Annotated in this window: 13 protein-coding genes and 1 riboswitch; of the genes, 6 read left to right on the top strand and 7 right to left on the bottom strand. The window is 48.7% G+C overall.

What is annotated here, in order from left to right:
- The first annotated feature begins 8 nt into the window (after nucleotides 1-8).
- Entirely contained in the window at nucleotides 9-884 is an 876-nt protein-coding gene (licT, locus tag KAI36_RS22600) for a BglG family transcription antiterminator LicT (protein ID WP_230486428.1), read from the top strand.
- Nucleotides 885-900: 16 nt separating this feature from the next.
- Nucleotides 901-2358 (top strand): glycoside hydrolase family 1 protein, encoded by a 1458-nt coding sequence (locus KAI36_RS22595; RefSeq protein WP_220026064.1) that lies wholly within the window; start codon nucleotides 901-903, stop codon nucleotides 2356-2358.
- Between the two features lie 72 nt (nucleotides 2359-2430).
- Here KAI36_RS22595 and KAI36_RS22590 read toward each other — a convergent pair whose 3' ends face one another.
- A complete protein-coding gene (locus KAI36_RS22590; RefSeq protein ID WP_220026063.1) occupies nucleotides 2431-3603 on the bottom strand; it encodes an ROK family transcriptional regulator in 1173 nt (390 codons plus the stop codon).
- Nucleotides 3604-3737: 134 nt separating this feature from the next.
- On the opposite strand from KAI36_RS22590, the gene xylA reads away from it, so the two are divergent.
- Together xylA and xylB are read left to right on the top strand one after the other, a co-directional pair.
- Entirely contained in the window at nucleotides 3738-5054 is a 1317-nt protein-coding gene (xylA, locus tag KAI36_RS22585) for a xylose isomerase (protein ID WP_013311966.1), read from the top strand.
- A 179-nt stretch (nucleotides 5055-5233) separates the two neighbouring features.
- The gene (gene xylB, locus KAI36_RS22580) at nucleotides 5234-6757 is read left to right on the top strand and encodes a xylulokinase (protein WP_220026062.1); all 1524 of its coding nucleotides are present in this window, start codon (nucleotides 5234-5236) and stop codon (nucleotides 6755-6757) included.
- 89 nt (nucleotides 6758-6846) lie between these two features.
- On the opposite strand, the gene KAI36_RS22575 is transcribed toward xylB, so the two are convergent.
- From KAI36_RS22575 to KAI36_RS22565, 3 genes are read right to left on the bottom strand one after another with little or no spacing between them, the layout of a single operon-like run.
- On the bottom strand, nucleotides 6847-7023 hold the full coding sequence (locus KAI36_RS22575; protein WP_080682954.1) for a FeoB-associated Cys-rich membrane protein: 177 nt from the start codon (nucleotides 7021-7023) through the stop codon (nucleotides 6847-6849).
- 36 nt (nucleotides 7024-7059) lie between these two features.
- Nucleotides 7060-9069, bottom strand: coding sequence for a ferrous iron transport protein B (gene feoB / locus KAI36_RS22570; protein ID WP_103744664.1), 2010 nt, complete (start codon nucleotides 9067-9069; stop codon nucleotides 7060-7062).
- On the bottom strand, nucleotides 9060-9368 hold the full coding sequence (locus KAI36_RS22565; RefSeq protein ID WP_258382213.1) for a FeoA family protein: 309 nt from the start codon (nucleotides 9366-9368) through the stop codon (nucleotides 9060-9062). Before KAI36_RS22565 ends, feoB begins: the two co-directional genes overlap by 10 nt.
- Before the next feature lie 217 nt (nucleotides 9369-9585).
- On the opposite strand from KAI36_RS22565, the gene KAI36_RS22560 reads away from it, so the two are divergent.
- Together KAI36_RS22560 and KAI36_RS22555 are read left to right on the top strand one after the other, a co-directional pair.
- Entirely contained in the window at nucleotides 9586-10713 is a 1128-nt protein-coding gene (locus KAI36_RS22560; RefSeq protein ID WP_103744663.1) for a transglutaminase domain-containing protein, read from the top strand.
- A gap of 47 nt (nucleotides 10714-10760) precedes the next feature.
- Entirely contained in the window at nucleotides 10761-12137 is a 1377-nt protein-coding gene (locus KAI36_RS22555; protein WP_220026061.1) for an MFS transporter, read from the top strand.
- Between the two features lie 118 nt (nucleotides 12138-12255).
- On the opposite strand, the gene KAI36_RS22550 is transcribed toward KAI36_RS22555, so the two are convergent.
- The 3 genes from KAI36_RS22550 to KAI36_RS22540 all read right to left on the bottom strand — a co-directional run bounded on the left by KAI36_RS22550 (nucleotide 12256) and on the right by KAI36_RS22540 (nucleotide 16937).
- Complete coding sequence (locus KAI36_RS22550; RefSeq protein WP_025718689.1) at nucleotides 12256-13722, bottom strand: amino acid permease; 1467 nt, start codon at nucleotides 13720-13722, stop codon at nucleotides 12256-12258.
- 134 nt (nucleotides 13723-13856) lie between these two features.
- A riboswitch (Lysine riboswitch) is annotated at nucleotides 13857-14059 on the bottom strand.
- 121 nt (nucleotides 14060-14180) lie between these two features.
- Nucleotides 14181-15314, bottom strand: a complete 1134-nt coding sequence (locus KAI36_RS22545) for a virulence factor (RefSeq protein ID WP_023990304.1) — start codon at nucleotides 15312-15314, stop codon at nucleotides 14181-14183.
- A gap of 390 nt (nucleotides 15315-15704) precedes the next feature.
- Nucleotides 15705-16937 carry an MFS transporter gene (locus tag KAI36_RS22540; protein WP_103744662.1) on the bottom strand — a complete coding sequence of 411 codons (1233 nt, stop codon included), beginning with the start codon at nucleotides 16935-16937 and terminating at the stop codon, nucleotides 15705-15707.
- Nucleotides 16938-16964 lie beyond the last annotated feature (27 nt).

Raw genomic sequence — 16964 nt, 5'->3', positions numbered from 1 at the left:
TGTGTTTGTTGGGGGAATCAAGCCTGGAAAGTGAGATGTCGCTGGATATGAAAGTAATTAAAGTTCTCAATACGAGTATTGTTCTTGCCAAACGTGAGGATCACAAAGAAATTATCGTGATGGGGAAAGGGATCGGCTTTAAAAGCAAACCTGGTGACTTCGTCGATGAGAACGAGATTGAAAAGATATATGTCCTTGAAAATGAAAGCATGTCTTCCGATCTGACAGCGCTAATGAAGGAAACACCCAAAGAGTATTTGATTCTGGCAGACGAAATCATATCTTATGCCAAAAATGCACTATCCAGTCACTTGAATGAGCATTTATATGTATCCCTGACAGACCATCTGTATATGGCAACCAAACGATTTAAAGAAAATATAAAAATTCAGAATCGGATGCTGTGGGAGGTCAAAAAGTTTTATCCGGAAGAGTTCGGTATTGGCTTGTATGCGCTCACCTTGATTGAAAAGCGTATCGGTCTAGATCTGCCTGAGGAAGAAGCGGCGAATATTGCCTTTCATTTGGTTAATGCTCAACAGACCGATAACAATATGAACCAGGTTTTATTGATGACCAATATGGTCAAAGACATTTTGAACATCATTAAACTGCATTACCAAATCGAACTGGATACCCACAGCATCAACTATTCACGTTTTCTAACGCACCTTCAATTTTTTGTTCAGAGATTACTCGAACATAAAATGTTGGATTCTCAAGATCCAGAATTAATGAGCCAAATTGTGAACAAGTACCCTGAAGAAGAGAAGTGTGCATTATCGATTCAACAATATATTGAAGCCAAATTCGAACTTTTGATCCCGGATGAAGAACTTATGTATCTGATCATTCACTTAAAACGAGTCATAAGCAGAAATTAAAGAGGAGGAGCTAGAGATGACAGAAACGAAAAGAACATTTCCGAAAGGTTTTTTATGGGGAGGTGCGGTAGCCGCAAATCAGGTGGAGGGCGCCTGGAATTTCGATGGTAAAGGGATATCTACAGCAGATATGGCTATTTACAAAAAGAATGTGAGCAAAGCTGATTATAAAAAACACAATTCAATGACTGAGGAACATATCCAAAAGGCGATGCAGGACACGTCAGATCATGATTATCCCAAACGTCAGGGAATTGATTTTTATCACCGCTATCCCGAAGATTTAGCATTGTTTGGTGAAATGGGATTTAAAACGTTGCGAGTTTCTATTGCTTGGACGCGTATTTTCCCCAACGGAGATGAGGACAAGCCTAACGAGGCAGGACTACAATTTTATGATCGGCTGTTTGATGAAATGCATAAAAACGGAATAGAGCCACTTGTCACCCTGTCCCATTACGAAATGCCGATGTATCTTGTAAACCATTACGGGGGCTGGACCCAACGGAAAGTTGTAGATTTCTTTATCCATTTTTGTAAGATTGTATTTAAAAGATACCAAAATAAAGTAAAGTACTGGATCACTTTTAATGAAATAGATAGTATCGTGCGCCATCCGTTTACGAGCGGTGGTATTTTACCAGAGCGCTTTGAAAATGTAGAGCTAGCGGTTTATCAGGGTCTGCATCATCAATTTATAGCTAGTGCTCTGGCCGTAAAATACTGCCACGAAATCATTCCGGATTCTAAAATCGGCTGTATGTTAACCCGGCTAACGACGTATCCGCACACCTGTAATCCGCAGGATATTTTGGCAGCATTTAAAGATAATCAGTTCAACTATTTTTTCACGGATGTACAGGTTCGCGGAGCGTATCCCCATTATATGAAACGCTTCTTCCGTGAAAAGGAAATCGTGATTGAAAAGCTCGAGGGTGACGATGAAATTTTGAAAACGCATCCTGTGGATTTCATTTCCTTTAGTTACTATATGTCGTTGGTTGCTAGTGCGGATAGTGAAGGCATGGAAAAAGTCAGTGGGAATACGATTGGCGGCGTTAAAAATCCTTATCTGGAAACGAGTGATTGGGGCTGGCAGGTTGACCCGGTCGGCTTGAGACTGTCTCTAAATGAGCTGTACAGCCGCTATGAAGTACCATTGTTCATTGTAGAAAATGGTTTGGGGGCATACGACAAGGTGGAGGAAGATGGTAGTATTCAGGATGATTACCGTATTGATTACTTCCGTGCACATTTTGAACAAATGCATGAAGCGATTCTAGACGGGGTTGAACTCATGGGCTACACCAGCTGGGGAGCGATCGACTTGGTCAGTTATTCCTCATCTGAAATGGAAAAAAGGTATGGATTTATATATGTGGACAAAGACAATGAAGGTAATGGGACACTTGAAAGAAAACGAAAAAAGAGCTTCTACTGGTATAAGGATGTTATCTCCAATAACGGGTTGTAAGAAGAGGGTTTTGCAAAATTCTAAGAAAAATGGGGCGTACAGGAACCTAAGTGTTCCCGTACGCTTTTTTTCTTATAAAGATACGCGCACACGCCCGAGAAAAGGAGCTGTTGCTGCATAGGCGGCACCTAGCATCGTCGAACGGCTGCCAAGCGTGGAGAAACGAATCTGTAGTTGCCGACGGTGATAGGGCAGAGCACGTTCGTCAATCACTTCACGCATACTTTGCTCTAACCAAGGTCTGGCTTCCGCTAGTGGACCGCCGATAATAAGCATCCCGGGGTTGAGGCTATTCACAATGTTGGTAATACCCACACCCAAATATCGCCCAATATCACCAAGGACGCTTAATGTACTCGCTTCACCTTGCTGAGCAAACGACAGTAATTCCGCTGTATTATGTGCAGGCAGTTTCAATGTGGATGCTACATACGCCTTCTCCGAAGCATACAGCTCCCAGCAGCCGCGACTACCGCAGGAGCAGAGCCGTCCGTTCCAATCAATGGTCATATGACCCGTCTCTCCGGCGTACCCCCAAGCTCCTTGATACGGCTTGCCGTCAATGATAATCCCGGCCCCGATCCCGGACCCTGCACTGATGTAGACCAGATCCTGCACCTGCTGTCGGTGATCGCCGTCCATACCATAGTACAATTCGCCCTGCGCGCCGACGTTGGCTTCGTTATCCACTACGACGGGCAAACCTAGCTCAGCCTCAAGCTGCTGCCGCAGCGGAACCTCTTCCCAGCCCAGATTGGGTGCGAACAAAACGGTTCCGGTTTCATCCACCATACCCGGCACCCCCAGCCCAATGCCGACGATACCATGAGGGGAGGGAGGAGTGACCTGCATGAGCTCCTGAACGAGCTTTCGAATCTGTTCCATGATAAAGGCAGGATCATGCTGAGTTAGGGCAAGGGTAAGCTCAGTTTCAATGGTACCTGCCAGATCAGTCAGAGCGCCCTTGATGTACTGTACGCTCACCTCAATACCGAGTACAAAGCCTGCACGGCTGTTGAACAGCAGCATTAAAGGCTTACGCCCGCCGCTGGATTCCCCTAATCCCGTCTCATATACAAGTCCATCGGTGATGAGCTCTGCCACCAGATTGGAAACGGTGGCCTTGTTTAATCCAGTTTGACTGGATAACTGTGCCCGGGATAGCGGAGCATGAAGGCGAATACGTTCCAACACAATGGATTTATTCAGCTTTTTGACAAGCGCCTGATCGCCAGTGACATTCATGGTTAATTCACTTCCTGTTGGTGTAATTCCTGATATTATATCATAAAAACAAACTTAGTTTAAGCAATAGACAAAGTCTTTTGGCTGTGCTAGAATCATTTTTGTAAACGTTTACTATAAAGGAGGAACTTATAATGGCTTATTTCGAACAGGTATCTAAAATTAACTTTGAGGGCAAGCAATCCGACAATCCTTTTGCGTTCAAATTTTATAATCCACAGGAAATTGTAGCGGGAAAAACGATGGAGGAGCATTTGCGTTTTAGCATGGCCTATTGGCATACACTGGTTGCAGGCGGCTCCGATCCTTTTGGTGTAGAAACAGCGGAACGTCCATGGTCCAAGTTTACCGGGCTGGATTTGGCGAAGGCACGTGTGGAAGCTGCCTTTGAGCTGCTGGATAAGCTGAATTTACCTTACTTTGCTTTCCACGATGTGGATATTGCACCAGAAGGCGCGTCATTGAAGGAATTTTACAGCAATCTGGATACCATCGTGGATCTGATTGAGGAACATATGAAAGCTACGGGGAAAAAACTGCTGTGGAACACGGCGAACATGTTTAGCCATCCACGTTATTTGCATGGAGCTGCGTCGACTTGCAATGCAGATGTATACGCACACGCAGCTGCTCAGATTAAAAAAGGACTGGAAGTGGGCAAACGTCTGGGCGCAGATAACTATGTTTTCTGGGGAGGCCGTGAAGGCTACGAAACGCTGCTGAATACAGATTTGAAGCTGGAGCAGGATAATTTGGGACGTATGTTCCATATGGCCGTAGACTATGCGCGTGAAATTGGCTTTGACGCTCAGTTCCTGATTGAGCCAAAACCGAAGGAGCCAACTAAGCATCAGTATGATTTTGATGCGGCGACGACGATTGCCTTCCTGCAAAAATATGATCTGGATCAGCATTTCAAGCTTAATCTGGAAGCTAATCATGCAACTTTGGCGGGTCATACTTTTGATCATGAAGTACGTGTAGCACGGATTAACGGCATGCTGGGATCACTGGATGCAAATCAGGGAGATTTGCTGCTGGGCTGGGATACGGACGAATTCCCGGTTGATCTGTATGATGCCACACTAACCATGTATGAAGTGCTGCAAAATGAAGGTTTGGGCCGTGGGGGGATCAACTTTGATGCCAAGGTGCGCAGGGCATCGTTTGAGCCAGAAGACTTGTTCCTTGCGCACATCGCAGGTATGGATACGTATGCGAAGGGACTGAAGGTAGCCGCCAAACTGATCGAGGATCGTGTGTTTGAAGACTTTATTGAGAAGCGCTACAGCAGCTTTAAAGAAGGTATTGGAGCAGACATCGTATCCGGAAAAGCAACGCTTGCTTCTCTGGCTGAATATGCTCTGGCGAACGAAACACCACGCAAAAACGTATCCGGTCGTCAGGAATATCTGAAAGCAACATTAAATCAATACATTTTGGCTGACTAATGCCAGAACGTATATATGTGAGGATTTTGCAAAAATCCCATAAGCGACTTCCAATGAACAAGTTATAGATCGAAATGGTTTAGTTCGTCTATATCTTGCACTTCGGAGCGACTGGAATCGAATTTTGCAAAATCCTGATGTAATAAGGGCTGTGCGATAACAGGGAAGGAGGAACTCCAATGCAGGAAAAGCTAAATCAGGAGCAGGAACGCTATGTCATCGGCGTAGATTTGGGTACCAGCGCGGTCAAAACGGTGCTGGTTAACCGCAAGGGGCAGGTGTCTTATGAAACCTCGCAGTCTTATCCACTCCATCAGCCGAAGGCAGGGTATAGCGAACAGCACCCTGAGGACTGGGTCAGTGGCACGTTAGCATCACTGAAACAGCTTGTGGAGAAGGCCGGAATCGGCGGCACAGATGCCGTAGACGGTATTAGCTTTTCGGGACAGATGCATGGGCTTGTGCTGACTGACAAGGAAGGCCAAGTGCTTCGTCCGGCTATTCTGTGGAATGACACGCGTACAACAGCACAATGTCGCCGCATTGAAGAAAAGCTCGGATCGGAGCTGCTGAACATCGCACGTAACCGCGCGCTGGAAGGCTTCACGCTGCCCAAGCTGCTGTGGGTGCAGGAGCATGAGCCAGACGTGCTGGCCCGTGCGGCACATTTTATGCTGCCCAAGGATTATGTGCGCTACTGTCTGACAGGAGAGCTGGCGACGGAGTATTCGGATGCGGCGGGCACGCTGCTGCTGGATATTGCGAACAAGCAGTGGAGCGAAGAGATCGCTGCCGCGTTTGACCTACCGTTGTCGCTGTTCCCGCCGCTAGTGGAATCCTTTGATCAGATGGGTACGCTACTGCCGGAGATTGCGGAGCAGAGCGGGCTTTCGCCTGAAACGAAGGTCTTTGCAGGTGGTGCGGACAACGCATGTGGCGCGATTGGCGCCGGCATTTTGAGCGAAGGCCGCACCCTGTGCAGCATCGGCACCTCAGGGGTTGTACTTTCTTATGAGGAACGCAAGGATATTGATGTGCAGGGGCGGGCGCATTTTTTTAATCATAGTGAGCAGGATGCTTATTATATTATGGGGGTTACGCTCGCGGCTGGATACAGCTTGACTTGGTTTAAGGATACCTTTGCACCAGAGCATTCTTTTGATGCACTGTTGGCAGATGTGAACTCTATTGAGCCGGGCAGCCAAGGGCTGCTGTTCACGCCTTATATCGTCGGCGAACGTACACCTCATCCAGATGCAACTATTCGAGGCAGCTTTATCGGGATGGATGCGGGGCATAAGCTTGCGCATTTTACACGGGCGGTACTGGAGGGAATTACGTTTTCGCTCAAGGAATCCATTGATATTCTCAGAGGAACGGGCAAAACGGTGAATGAAGTGATTTCCATCGGCGGCGGTGCGCGTAATGAGGCATGGCTGCAAATGCAGGCAGATATTTTTAACGCGGATATCATTAAGCTGGAGAGCGAGCAGGGACCTGCCTTGGGGGCGGCCATGCTGGCTGCTTATGGTAGTGGCTGGTTTGAATCTCTGCAAGCGTGTGCTGAAGCTTTTCTGCGTGAAGCAGCGAGATATTCACCGAACCCGGAACGTGTGGCACAGTATGAAGGCCTATACGAGCTGTACCGTGAAGTTTACTTGCACACGCAAGAGCTAAGTGAGCATTTGGCAGTATATCGGTGAATACGGTGAGCTTTAAGCGTAAATAAGAAGCGGCTTCGGGTGTAAGAAACCCCCGGAGCCGCTTTTTTTCATGTGATGATGAGTTTGAATTAAATACTTTTCTTGATTTTCGCATGATCTTCATTCATAGAACTCCCGGCACAGCCAGGACATGACTTGCTCGACGAACACCCCGCACAGGCGCCTTGACGGCTTTTTCGCAAAAATCGTACCAGTACCCACGCACTATAACCGAGGATCACCAGTAAAATGATGATATTGATCATGGAATCCACTTCCTTTTATTTACTGTAGGGCCTGACTTAACCCCAACCTAATAATCTGCCACATTGATAGATCAAGACGGCGATGATATATGCGACGGTCAAAGGATAGATCACAGAAAATGCGGTCCAACGCCACGAAAGGGTTTCTTTACGAATGACCGCTACCGTAGCCAGACACGGAACATACAACAGAATGAACACCATAAAGCTAAAAGAGGCAAGCGGTGTAAAGGCCTGTCTGACTTGTAGCTCAAGTCCCTGCATATCAGGAACGTGGTAAATAATATTCATCGTTGATACGACAACTTCCTTGGCCATAAAGCCTGTGAGCAGGGAAGCACCCGCTTGCCAGGTGCCAAAACCGAGAGGGGCCAGTAATGGAGCGAACCAACCTCCAACGGTGGCAAGCAGGCTGTCATCCATTTCTGCTCCGAAGCCCTGCGGACCGAAATTGGACAAGAGCCAGATGCCAACGGAACCTGCAAGAATAATGGTTCCGGCTTTACGGACGAAGCCTTTGACCTTCTCCCATGTGCTGCGGAATAGTGTAAGAGCCTGCGGCACTCGATAGGGAGGAAGTTCCACGATGAAGAGGGAGGGCTCACCCGACAAAATCGATACTTTGGAAAAAATTTTGGCAAGTATAAGTGAAACGATGATTCCTAACACATACATCAGCATGATGATGCTTGCCGCATGTGTTGGGAAAAACACACCCGCAAACAACGCATATACCGGCAGGCGGGCTGAACACGACATAAAGGGTACCAACAATGTTGTAATGAGACGTTCTCTGGGCTGTTCAATGGTGCGTGCCGCCATAATCGCAGGGACATTGCAGCCAAATCCGATGATGAAGGGAATGAAGCTTTTCCCGTTCAAGCCTACGGCTTGCATCAGGCGATCCATGAGTATCGTGACCCGTGCCATATAACCAGAGTCTTCGATCACTGAAATTATCAGAAATAAAATAGCAATTTGAGGCAGAAAAACAAGCACACCCCCGACTCCAGCCACGATGCCGTCCACGACTAGACTTTGCGTAAAAGCAGACGCGTTCAAGTGAACGAGTAACTCAGAAATCCAAGTGCTGAGTGTCCCTGAAAAAAATCCATCCAGCATATCTGAAAGGATCGTACCCGCCCAATCGAAGGTGAATTTGAAGGTAGCGTACATCAGCAGCAAAAAGATCGGAATCCCCAGATACCGGTGAGTTAATAGTGCATCCAGCCTATCCGTCAGGCTGTGCGGTCTGAGTTTGGAGGTGTCAAGTGCCTTGGTGCACAGATCAGCAATCCATGCTGTTCGTACAGAACGAATATGCTGAGCAGGGGTGATAGCATGGCCTTCACCGAGAAGTTCTTCCTCGCAACGGTGGATGCGCGCAGTTACTTGTTCACGCTGTACCTCATTCGTCATCCATTCCATGACCACAGGATTGTTTTCCAGACATTGCAGTGCGGCCCACCGCAGTTGTGGCACAGGTGCATTTGGCAACAAGTTGCAAATATCCGTAATGGCAGCTTCAACGGCAGGACCGTAGTCCAATTGAAAAGCATTGGATGTACGTCTTACCTCCCGAAGAGAAGCGAGCATTTGCTTACTTCCACTGCCTGTACGTGCCACCATAGGAATGATGGGGACGTTCAATTGATCGGCTAACAATTCCTTGTTTACACGAAGACCAGTGGCATCGGCTACGTCAGTCATGTTTAAGCCAAGTACAAGCGGACGTCCATACTCCAGTAGTTGTACGGTCAGATAGAGATTGCGCTGGAGCTGGGAGGCATCCACGATGTTGATCAGGGCCGTAGGAGGTTCTTCCAACAAATATCGGGTTGCGACACCTTCATCCAGCGAAAGAGGGAGTAAAGAATAGGCGCCCGGCAAATCCACCAATACGGCAGACTTGTCACGCAGGAGCCCTGTTTTCTTTTCCACTGTGACGCCGGACCAGTTTCCTACTTCTGCATACGTACGAGTCAGCTTGTTGAATAATGAGGTTTTTCCTGTGTTGGGATTACCGAATAGAGCGATCATGTCCATGTTGGAACAACCTCCAGTTGCTTCACTTGATTTTGGCGGAGGCCAACCAGCTGGCCGTTGCATTCAATGACGATAGGACCGCCCAATAAACTGATTTTTTTTAACCGTATGATGGAACCTTCGTTGATGCCCATATCTGTTAAGCGGCGGCGCAATGAGGGATGAAGAGGGGCAAGAGATTGCAAACGCACAGTCTGACCCAGTGGCGTACGAAGGAGTGAGATACATTCTGGCATGGTGCTCAGCCTTTCTGATCTAGAATGAGAATCAATATCATTTACATCCGATGCCAGTACCATATCATGAGGAAATCTAGATTGCTGTGATAAAACTCTCTGCGAACGACAAGTCTGCTCGTTGTCCCATCTGTTATATAGGCGAGTATAATGTCACAACCTGTCTTGAACTGCGCCCTTACTCGTCTGCAACCGACAAAACTAGAGCGTTTGGGGCAACTGTTTTTATGGTAAGATATAGCTGTTTACAACTATGCTAAGAAGGGCAGGAACGCTCTGTATGAACAGAAAAATCGGGGTTAGGCTTGTAAAATGTCTGGTTGCGGGTGCAGCGCTGGCTGTGTTGCTGCCGCAGGCTGTGGAGTGGGGCAGCAATGTGTATGCGGCATCGACCAAGCCGGCTCCATCCGTATCATCGCAGCAGCTTCAGAACAAGCTTTTACAGGCAATGGCTACGCGGAGTGAAACGCTGACCTTTACATATCAAGGGCGAGTGAACGGTCTCAAGCAACAATTACAGACGGCCATCCAACAGGCCATGGAGAGCGATCCGTATGTGAATTATACGATCAAAAGCTACGCATTCAGCTATACAGGCACAACGACCTCCGCTCAGGTTACGATTCGTTTAAGCTACCGGGAGACGAAGGAACAGACAGAATATGTGGATAGCACAGTTAAAGCAGTGCTGGGGGATATTATTACGAAGGGAATGACGGATCATGAGAAGGTAAAGGCCATTCATGATTGGATCGTCGTTCGCCTGAAGTATGATGAAACACAGCAAAAGTACACAGCCTACGATGGCCTAAAAACGGGAAGCACGGTCTGTCAGGGTTATTCACTGCTGGCCTATAAAATGCTGGAACGTGCAGGCATTACGAACCGGATTGTGGAAGGAAGAGCAGGGGGCCAGCTGCATGCCTGGAATCTTGTTTTATTAGATGGTCGATGGTATCACATGGATACGACATGGGATGATCCAACCCCGGATCGCGCGAACGAGGTAAGCACTTCATATTATCTGTTGACGGATACCGAAATGCGGCGGGATCACTCATGGGTTAAGCCGTATCCTCAGGCGAATACATCGTATCGGGAAACCTTATCAGCACTGGTGGCTGCCGGAGGATCAAAGGCTGCTGTATATCAAAAACTGTACAATACCCTCGAATATCCGCTGCAAGACGGCAAAGGTCTGGTTAAATCATCCGCCGACATCAAGGAACAGGTGCGTAAGATTGTAAATAAGGGAGGGACGACACTTACCTTTGCCTATCAGGGAACGGAGCGAAGTCTCAAGGAAGATTTGCAGTCCTTATATCAACTCGGTTTGAAATCCATTTCTTATCAGATTACGGATCTAGGAAGTACCGGCAATCTTCGTGTAACCCTGAAATGGACCTAATCATCTTGCTGTAAAAAGCTACATTAACAAAGGAGTATTCTATTTATATGCACAAGCGTTCCTTTACCTACTTGCTTGGCACGCAGACTATGTCCAATGCGGCCGACATTCTTTACATTATGGCACTTGTGTCTCTGGTTTTTCATGAAACGGACTCGATCTTCTCTTCGGTACTCGTCCCGTTGCTGCGAATGGGGGCACAGATGATCAGCGGCTTTTTAGCACCGCTCATTTTGGTCCGATTCCAGCTCCCTTTTATTTTATTCGTTTCTCAGTTCGGGCAATTGGCTTTCTTTGCTGTTCTGCTGGGCCACTTGTGGTCAGCGGGTACGGAGCCGATATGGGTGATGGTGTTTACGTTGGTGGCAGCCATGTCCTTTCTGGACGGATGGACCACGCCTGCGCGTAATGCGCTGATTCCCCGCCTTGCGTCTGGGGAAGGACTCATGCGGGCAAACAGTCTGGTATCGGTCAGCGATCAGACGGTGCAATTAGCGGGATGGGGGCTTAGTGGTGTACTCGTAGCCATGCTAGGCTCGGAAAAAACACTACTGGTGGCTGGCGGGCTGTATATGGTAGCAATGATCTTCACCAGCCTGATTCGAGATCCACTAGAGGGCAAAGCCCATTATTTGCTGCAACCTGGAACAAGGGTGCGAGGTGGAGATGTCTCAGTTTCCGAAGCTGTAACTGAGTCTGGGCAAGGGCATCATGACTTGCCTCCTGCACAGTTGGAAGATACACTATATGGCCCGGAATCAGAGAGCCCCGCACTACCTCCCAAACGTAAAAAGGAAATACTCCGTGAAGGCTGGAGCCTCATCGGAGCCAGTCGCAGACTGAAAGCTCTTATTTTTATGGATATGATTGACCTTCTAGGGGGTTCGGTTTGGGTAGGCGCGTTCACGCTTGCTTTCGCTCAGCAGGTTTTGCACAAGAGCGAGGCATGGTGGGGATACATCAATGCAGCGTATTTTGCAGGAGCGATTGGCGGCGGCATCGTTGTCCTCGCCTGCGTCAAGCATTTGCAGCGCAGACTGCTGCCCGCCATGCTTGCGGGGATGGTAGGCTACGGGCTGCTGACAGCGTGGTATGCACTGAACACATTACCGCCGCTGACGCTGCTTATCGTGTTGTTGATGGGACTACCTGCGGAAATGTCCGTCGTATCCCGCCGCACGATGATGCAAATGAGTGTGTCCGTACATGATTTGCCCAAGGTGCTGTCCGCCCAAGCGACACTGACAAGTTTGACCTTTTGTATATCGCTGCTGCTAATGGGCTGGATTGCAGATCATCTGGGCATCGTTAATTTGTACTTGTTTTCTGCAGTGCTGACGCTGATTGCTGTTATATACGGTATTTTTAGTCGTCGTGCCTTATCCATGTCTTTGTCAGCTTCATTGGAACCTTCCTCCAAATAAACAGAAAAAGCCCGTCTCCGGGCATATACAGGTGAAAATGCGGATAAACGGTCTTGGACCAGGTTTACCAGCGTGTTTTCCCTGATATGTGGAGACGGGCTTTTTTTACTGTTTTCTATTATTTATCCGAAGAAGCATCTGGACTCAAATCACATTCTTTTAACGGAACGATTTTAGTACGTTTGATCCATTTGTAGCCGAGCCACAGCAGAAGGAACAGCGGCACACTCATATACGTAGCGATCATCGTTTTCCAGTCAATCTCCTGCCCGGTGAAGGCATCCGCCCCTTGCCCGATAATGACAATGATACACAGAGCGAAGGCGAACAACGGCCCAAATGGGAACCAGCGGGCTTTGTATGGAAGCTCACTCAGACTGTGACCCTGTGCAGTAAAGGCACGGCGGAAACGATAATGGCTGACCGCAATCCCGACCCACGTAATAAATCCGCACATTCCGGAGGCATTCAGCAGCCAGTTATAGACCACACCGTCTCCATACAGGGAGGCGAGAAAGGCCAGCATACCGACAGCGGTCGTGATCAGCAGCGCGTTCATAGGAATGCCGCGTCTATTGATATGTCCGAGGAAACGCGGGGCTTTACCTTCCCGTGCCAAAGCGTACAGTACCCGAGTTGCCGCGTACATACCCGAGTTACCTGCCGACAATACGGAAGTCAAAATAACGGCGTTCATAACAGAAGCAGCAATCGCAAGCCCTGCTTTTTCAAATACGAGCGTGAACGGGCTGACCCCGATGTCACTGATGTCTCCCCGCAGCAGATTCGGATTGGTGTACGGAATGATCAATCCAATCACGAGAATCGCGAGAATATAAAAGAACAGGATGCGCCAAAAGATTTGACGGATGGCGCGCGGCACATTTTCACGCGGGTTTTCGCTCTCTCCAGCGGCTACCCCAATCAGCTCCGTTCCCTGAAAGGAAAAGCCCGCTGCCATGAATACGCCCAATACAGCAAAGAATCCGCCATGGAACGGGGCGTCTCCTACCGTGAAGTTGGCAAAGCCGATCGCAGGGCCACCCATAATGCCAAAGATCATCAGCACACCTACAGTCAAAAAGATGACCACGGTCACAATTTTAATCATGGCGAACCAGTATTCAGACTCACCGTAGCCTTTAACGGTCAACGCGTTGAGCGCGAAGATTACGGCTAGGAATAACAGACTCCACCAGGCAGAGTGGCTTTCCGGGAACCAGTATTTGATGAGCACGGTCGCTGCTGCCAATTCGGCAGCAATCGTCACCGCCCAGTTGTACCAGAAGTTCCAGCCCATGGCGAAACCAAAAGCCGGATCGACGAAGCGACCTGCATAGGTGTTAAAAGAGCCAGATTCAGGCATAAATGTAGCCAACTCACCGAGGCTGGTCATGAGGAAATAGACCATGAGACCAACTGCTGCATAAGCCAGCAGGGCACCACCGGGTCCAGCTTCGGCAACCGCGCCTCCACTGGCGAGGAACAGGCCTGTTCCGATAGAGCCCCCGAGGGCGATCATCGTCATATGGCGGGCTTTGAGACTTTTACGCAAGGTTGCGTCAGGTGTTGCTTTGTGTTGCACGTTCAAACACTCCTTCATGAAATTGTATTTCATGTCAGGGCAAGAGCCAGAAGGAGGGGGAGTATATAAATCAAAAAACCGCAGGGAATACGCCTGCGGTCTTGTCTATGCATTCCGCACCATACCTTCTTCTATAACAAGATAGCTCAACACACGTGTCTGTGTTAGGACAGCGTGTGACAGTTCTGCTCCTTTCGGTTAGCAGCCCCAGCATTCGGAGTATTTACAAAGAGTCAGCTCCGCATACTTCGGCGGGTGTACCTTTCCACTGGAATCTCAGACGGCTCTTATCGTCTCCTCCGGTGTACTGATTACATCCGCGACCTCTACCTCATCATAAAACAGGGTTGATGAGGTGTATGACATGATATTTTATTGTATAGCGAACTACAGTATATCGTACCTGTACATCTTCTGACAATCGACAATTTTTTGAAAATCACTCGTAGAATCTTAAATTAAGAGTTCCGCTTGGCCATCTGCTGCCAAACTGTTCCCGCGGCTTGTTCGCCTGATTCGATGCGCTCCAGCGCCATTTTAGCCTGTAGACTAACCTCGAATTCGGGATCATCGACGGCCTTCTCCAGCGCATCACGCGCATCCTCGGTTCCAACCTCGTATAAAAAACGTGCCGCCCGCCAGCGCACCAACTTGCTGCTATCCGACAGGGCTCCGATCATTGCGCTGGTAGCGACCGGGTCGCCGATGTCCGACAACGTGTCGCCTGCGGTGCGGCGTACTGCCGCTGAAGGATCGCGCAGTGCCTCGGCTAGCAGATCCATCGCCTCCGGTGAGCGAATATCGCCCAGATAGACGACGCCCAGCCGCCGCAGTTGCATTTTGTCGTCATGCAGCGCTTGCCGGATTAGCGGCAAATGCTCGGGCGTCGGTTCCAGCCGATCCAGCGCAGCGTAGCGTGTGCGCCAATCCTCGTGCTGCAGGGCCTGCCCCAGCTCGGCATCGCTCCACTCGCGGCGTTCCTCTACGAATTCGCTGTTGTTTGCGCCGTGGGCAATCGCCTGTTGGATAATCTGCTCCAGCCGCTCTTGCGGAAAGGCTGCCTCCAATTCCTGCTCGACCTCGCGTGCAATGTCCGGCAGTTCACCATAGCGGACGCCGTAATCACTCAGCTTGCGTTCCTTAATCAGCGTTGCACTCGCTACACGAGTAACGGCTTGCACAAAGCGGTCGGACAAGGAAATTCGTTCCTCCTGCTGCCCCGCCTTGACTCGAATTTGCATAGGAATGCCGCGAAAAAATTGCACAAAGACCTGTGCTTCACCAAATGCTTCTCCAGAGGTTTCCTCTGGCAAATCCCAATTGGCGTCAGCGCCTTCCTCGCCTAGTCGATCCCGGACTTGACCCAGAATGGTGGACCAGTCTGCATTCCCTTTGCGGTCAAGGGCTACAAAGTCGGTCGTGTGAAACACGCTTTTGACCCCTTCAATGCCCAGCATGCGCCGGATAAATGGAGGAGCGGAACGCTCATTGTCCCGTGTATATGTTCTGCGGATACCCGCTTCCAGTCGCTCATCCAGATGCAGCATCATGGTGTTCGGACTGGGAGTTGGCTCGATAGATGTTATTTTCATAGCTCAGTACAGCCTCCTGTTCAAAAGTTCTCCATATATAGCTTATCTGTATTGTAACTCATTCTGCGAATGTCTCCAAAGAGAAGTTCGTGTTTCTGAGGAAAACACAATGACATATCTCACAATAATTCATGTAAACATGGCTGATGAATATGGAGGTTTTTTTAATTAAAACAGGATGCTATATAAGCCGAACTCGAAAAATTAACATGAAAACGGAGTAGGCGGAATGGTGCTGTACAAGCGTAGCGGTCGCTTTTGTCCCCGGATTTCTACCCTAATCATAGGCTTTATTCTAGAAATCCGGGAGCGGTGGCGATGGGAAGCACCATCCGACTGCGCAGTGGCACTATAGGTAGCTTTTAAGTTCGGTTTATAGTTTGATGCTGTCTATGCATTCCGCTTCAGCGGATCGTTCTGGTGGCTGCGAATGAGCAGGGAGGCGATAAAGCCTAGAGACAGAACAGCTGCCAGCAGCATAAATGTAGTTGTCTGATTACCGCCATTATCCATCAAGCGAATGGAAAGCACAGGAGCTAGACTTGTACCGGCAAACAGGATGAAGGTATATAGTGAGACAGCTATAGCCCTCGCTGCACCGCCGAGCTGGCCGACGATTGCTATGAGTGAAGGAACACTCAGGGCAATGCCGCTGACAAAGCATACACTCAACACCACGATAGTCATAAGAGAGTGTGTCATTCCCATCAGCGCCAAACTCAGAATGGAAAGAATAAGAGCTGTACGTAATATAAGGTGCACACCGTATTTCTGGGCTAGCTTTCCGGCGAATGGTGAAAGGAGCATGCCGATGATACCAGCGGATCTGACATAAAGCATCTGTCGGCTATTCAGGCCAAATTCAGGGCCGCCAAGATAGCTACCCAAAACCGTATACATGCTCACAAAGGACATCAGGAGAACAAAAGCAACTGTGTAGCTTAACCATAAAGGATACGAGCGCAGAACGGTCCCCAACTGACTGAAAGCTGCCCAAATGCGAACACCTCGTTGAGGAGAGGGGGTTTTAGGCAGGAAAAAAAGGACGATTAGGAAGGTAATTGCATACAAAATACCTAGCATCCGAAATACCCTATTCCACCCCATTTGTTCGCTAATGACAATACTAAATACCTGACCAGCGATACCTGCTACTAGAAAACCGGTGCTGATAAAGCCGATAGCCGTTACCCGTTTTTCGGTCGGGAACATATCGACAGCGTATGCAAGAGCAACGGGAGAAAAGGTGGCCGCAGCTAAACCCTGAAGCAAGCGCAGTGTAACTAATACAGAATATTGACTGGTTAAGCTGATGGATAACGAAATAATCGTTAATGCGAGCAGTCCGGTGACGATAACCTGCTTTCGTCCAAAGCGGTCAGACAATCCACCATAAACAAGACATCCCGCCGCAAAGCCTAAGGAAAAGATACTGCCCGGCAGGGCTGCTTCAGCAAGCGTTTTTCCAAACACTTTAGCAAAAAGAGGGACCAAAGGGATCGTCACATACAGGCTGGACATAACGGCAATCGCTGACCAGCATAGGATTACAGTCATCCATGCATAAGGGAGAGCCACATTTTCTTTCTGTATACCGGTATGATTGGTTCGTAATTTACTCATCAATTAAACACTCCTTGATCATAAAAT

Source organism: Paenibacillus sp. S02, from assembly GCF_019454065.1.
In the GTDB taxonomy this organism is placed as follows: domain Bacteria; phylum Bacillota; class Bacilli; order Paenibacillales; family Paenibacillaceae; genus Paenibacillus; species Paenibacillus polymyxa_B.
The sequence above is the reverse complement of the archived record's forward strand: the minus strand, read 5'-3'. Positions and strand labels throughout refer to the sequence as shown.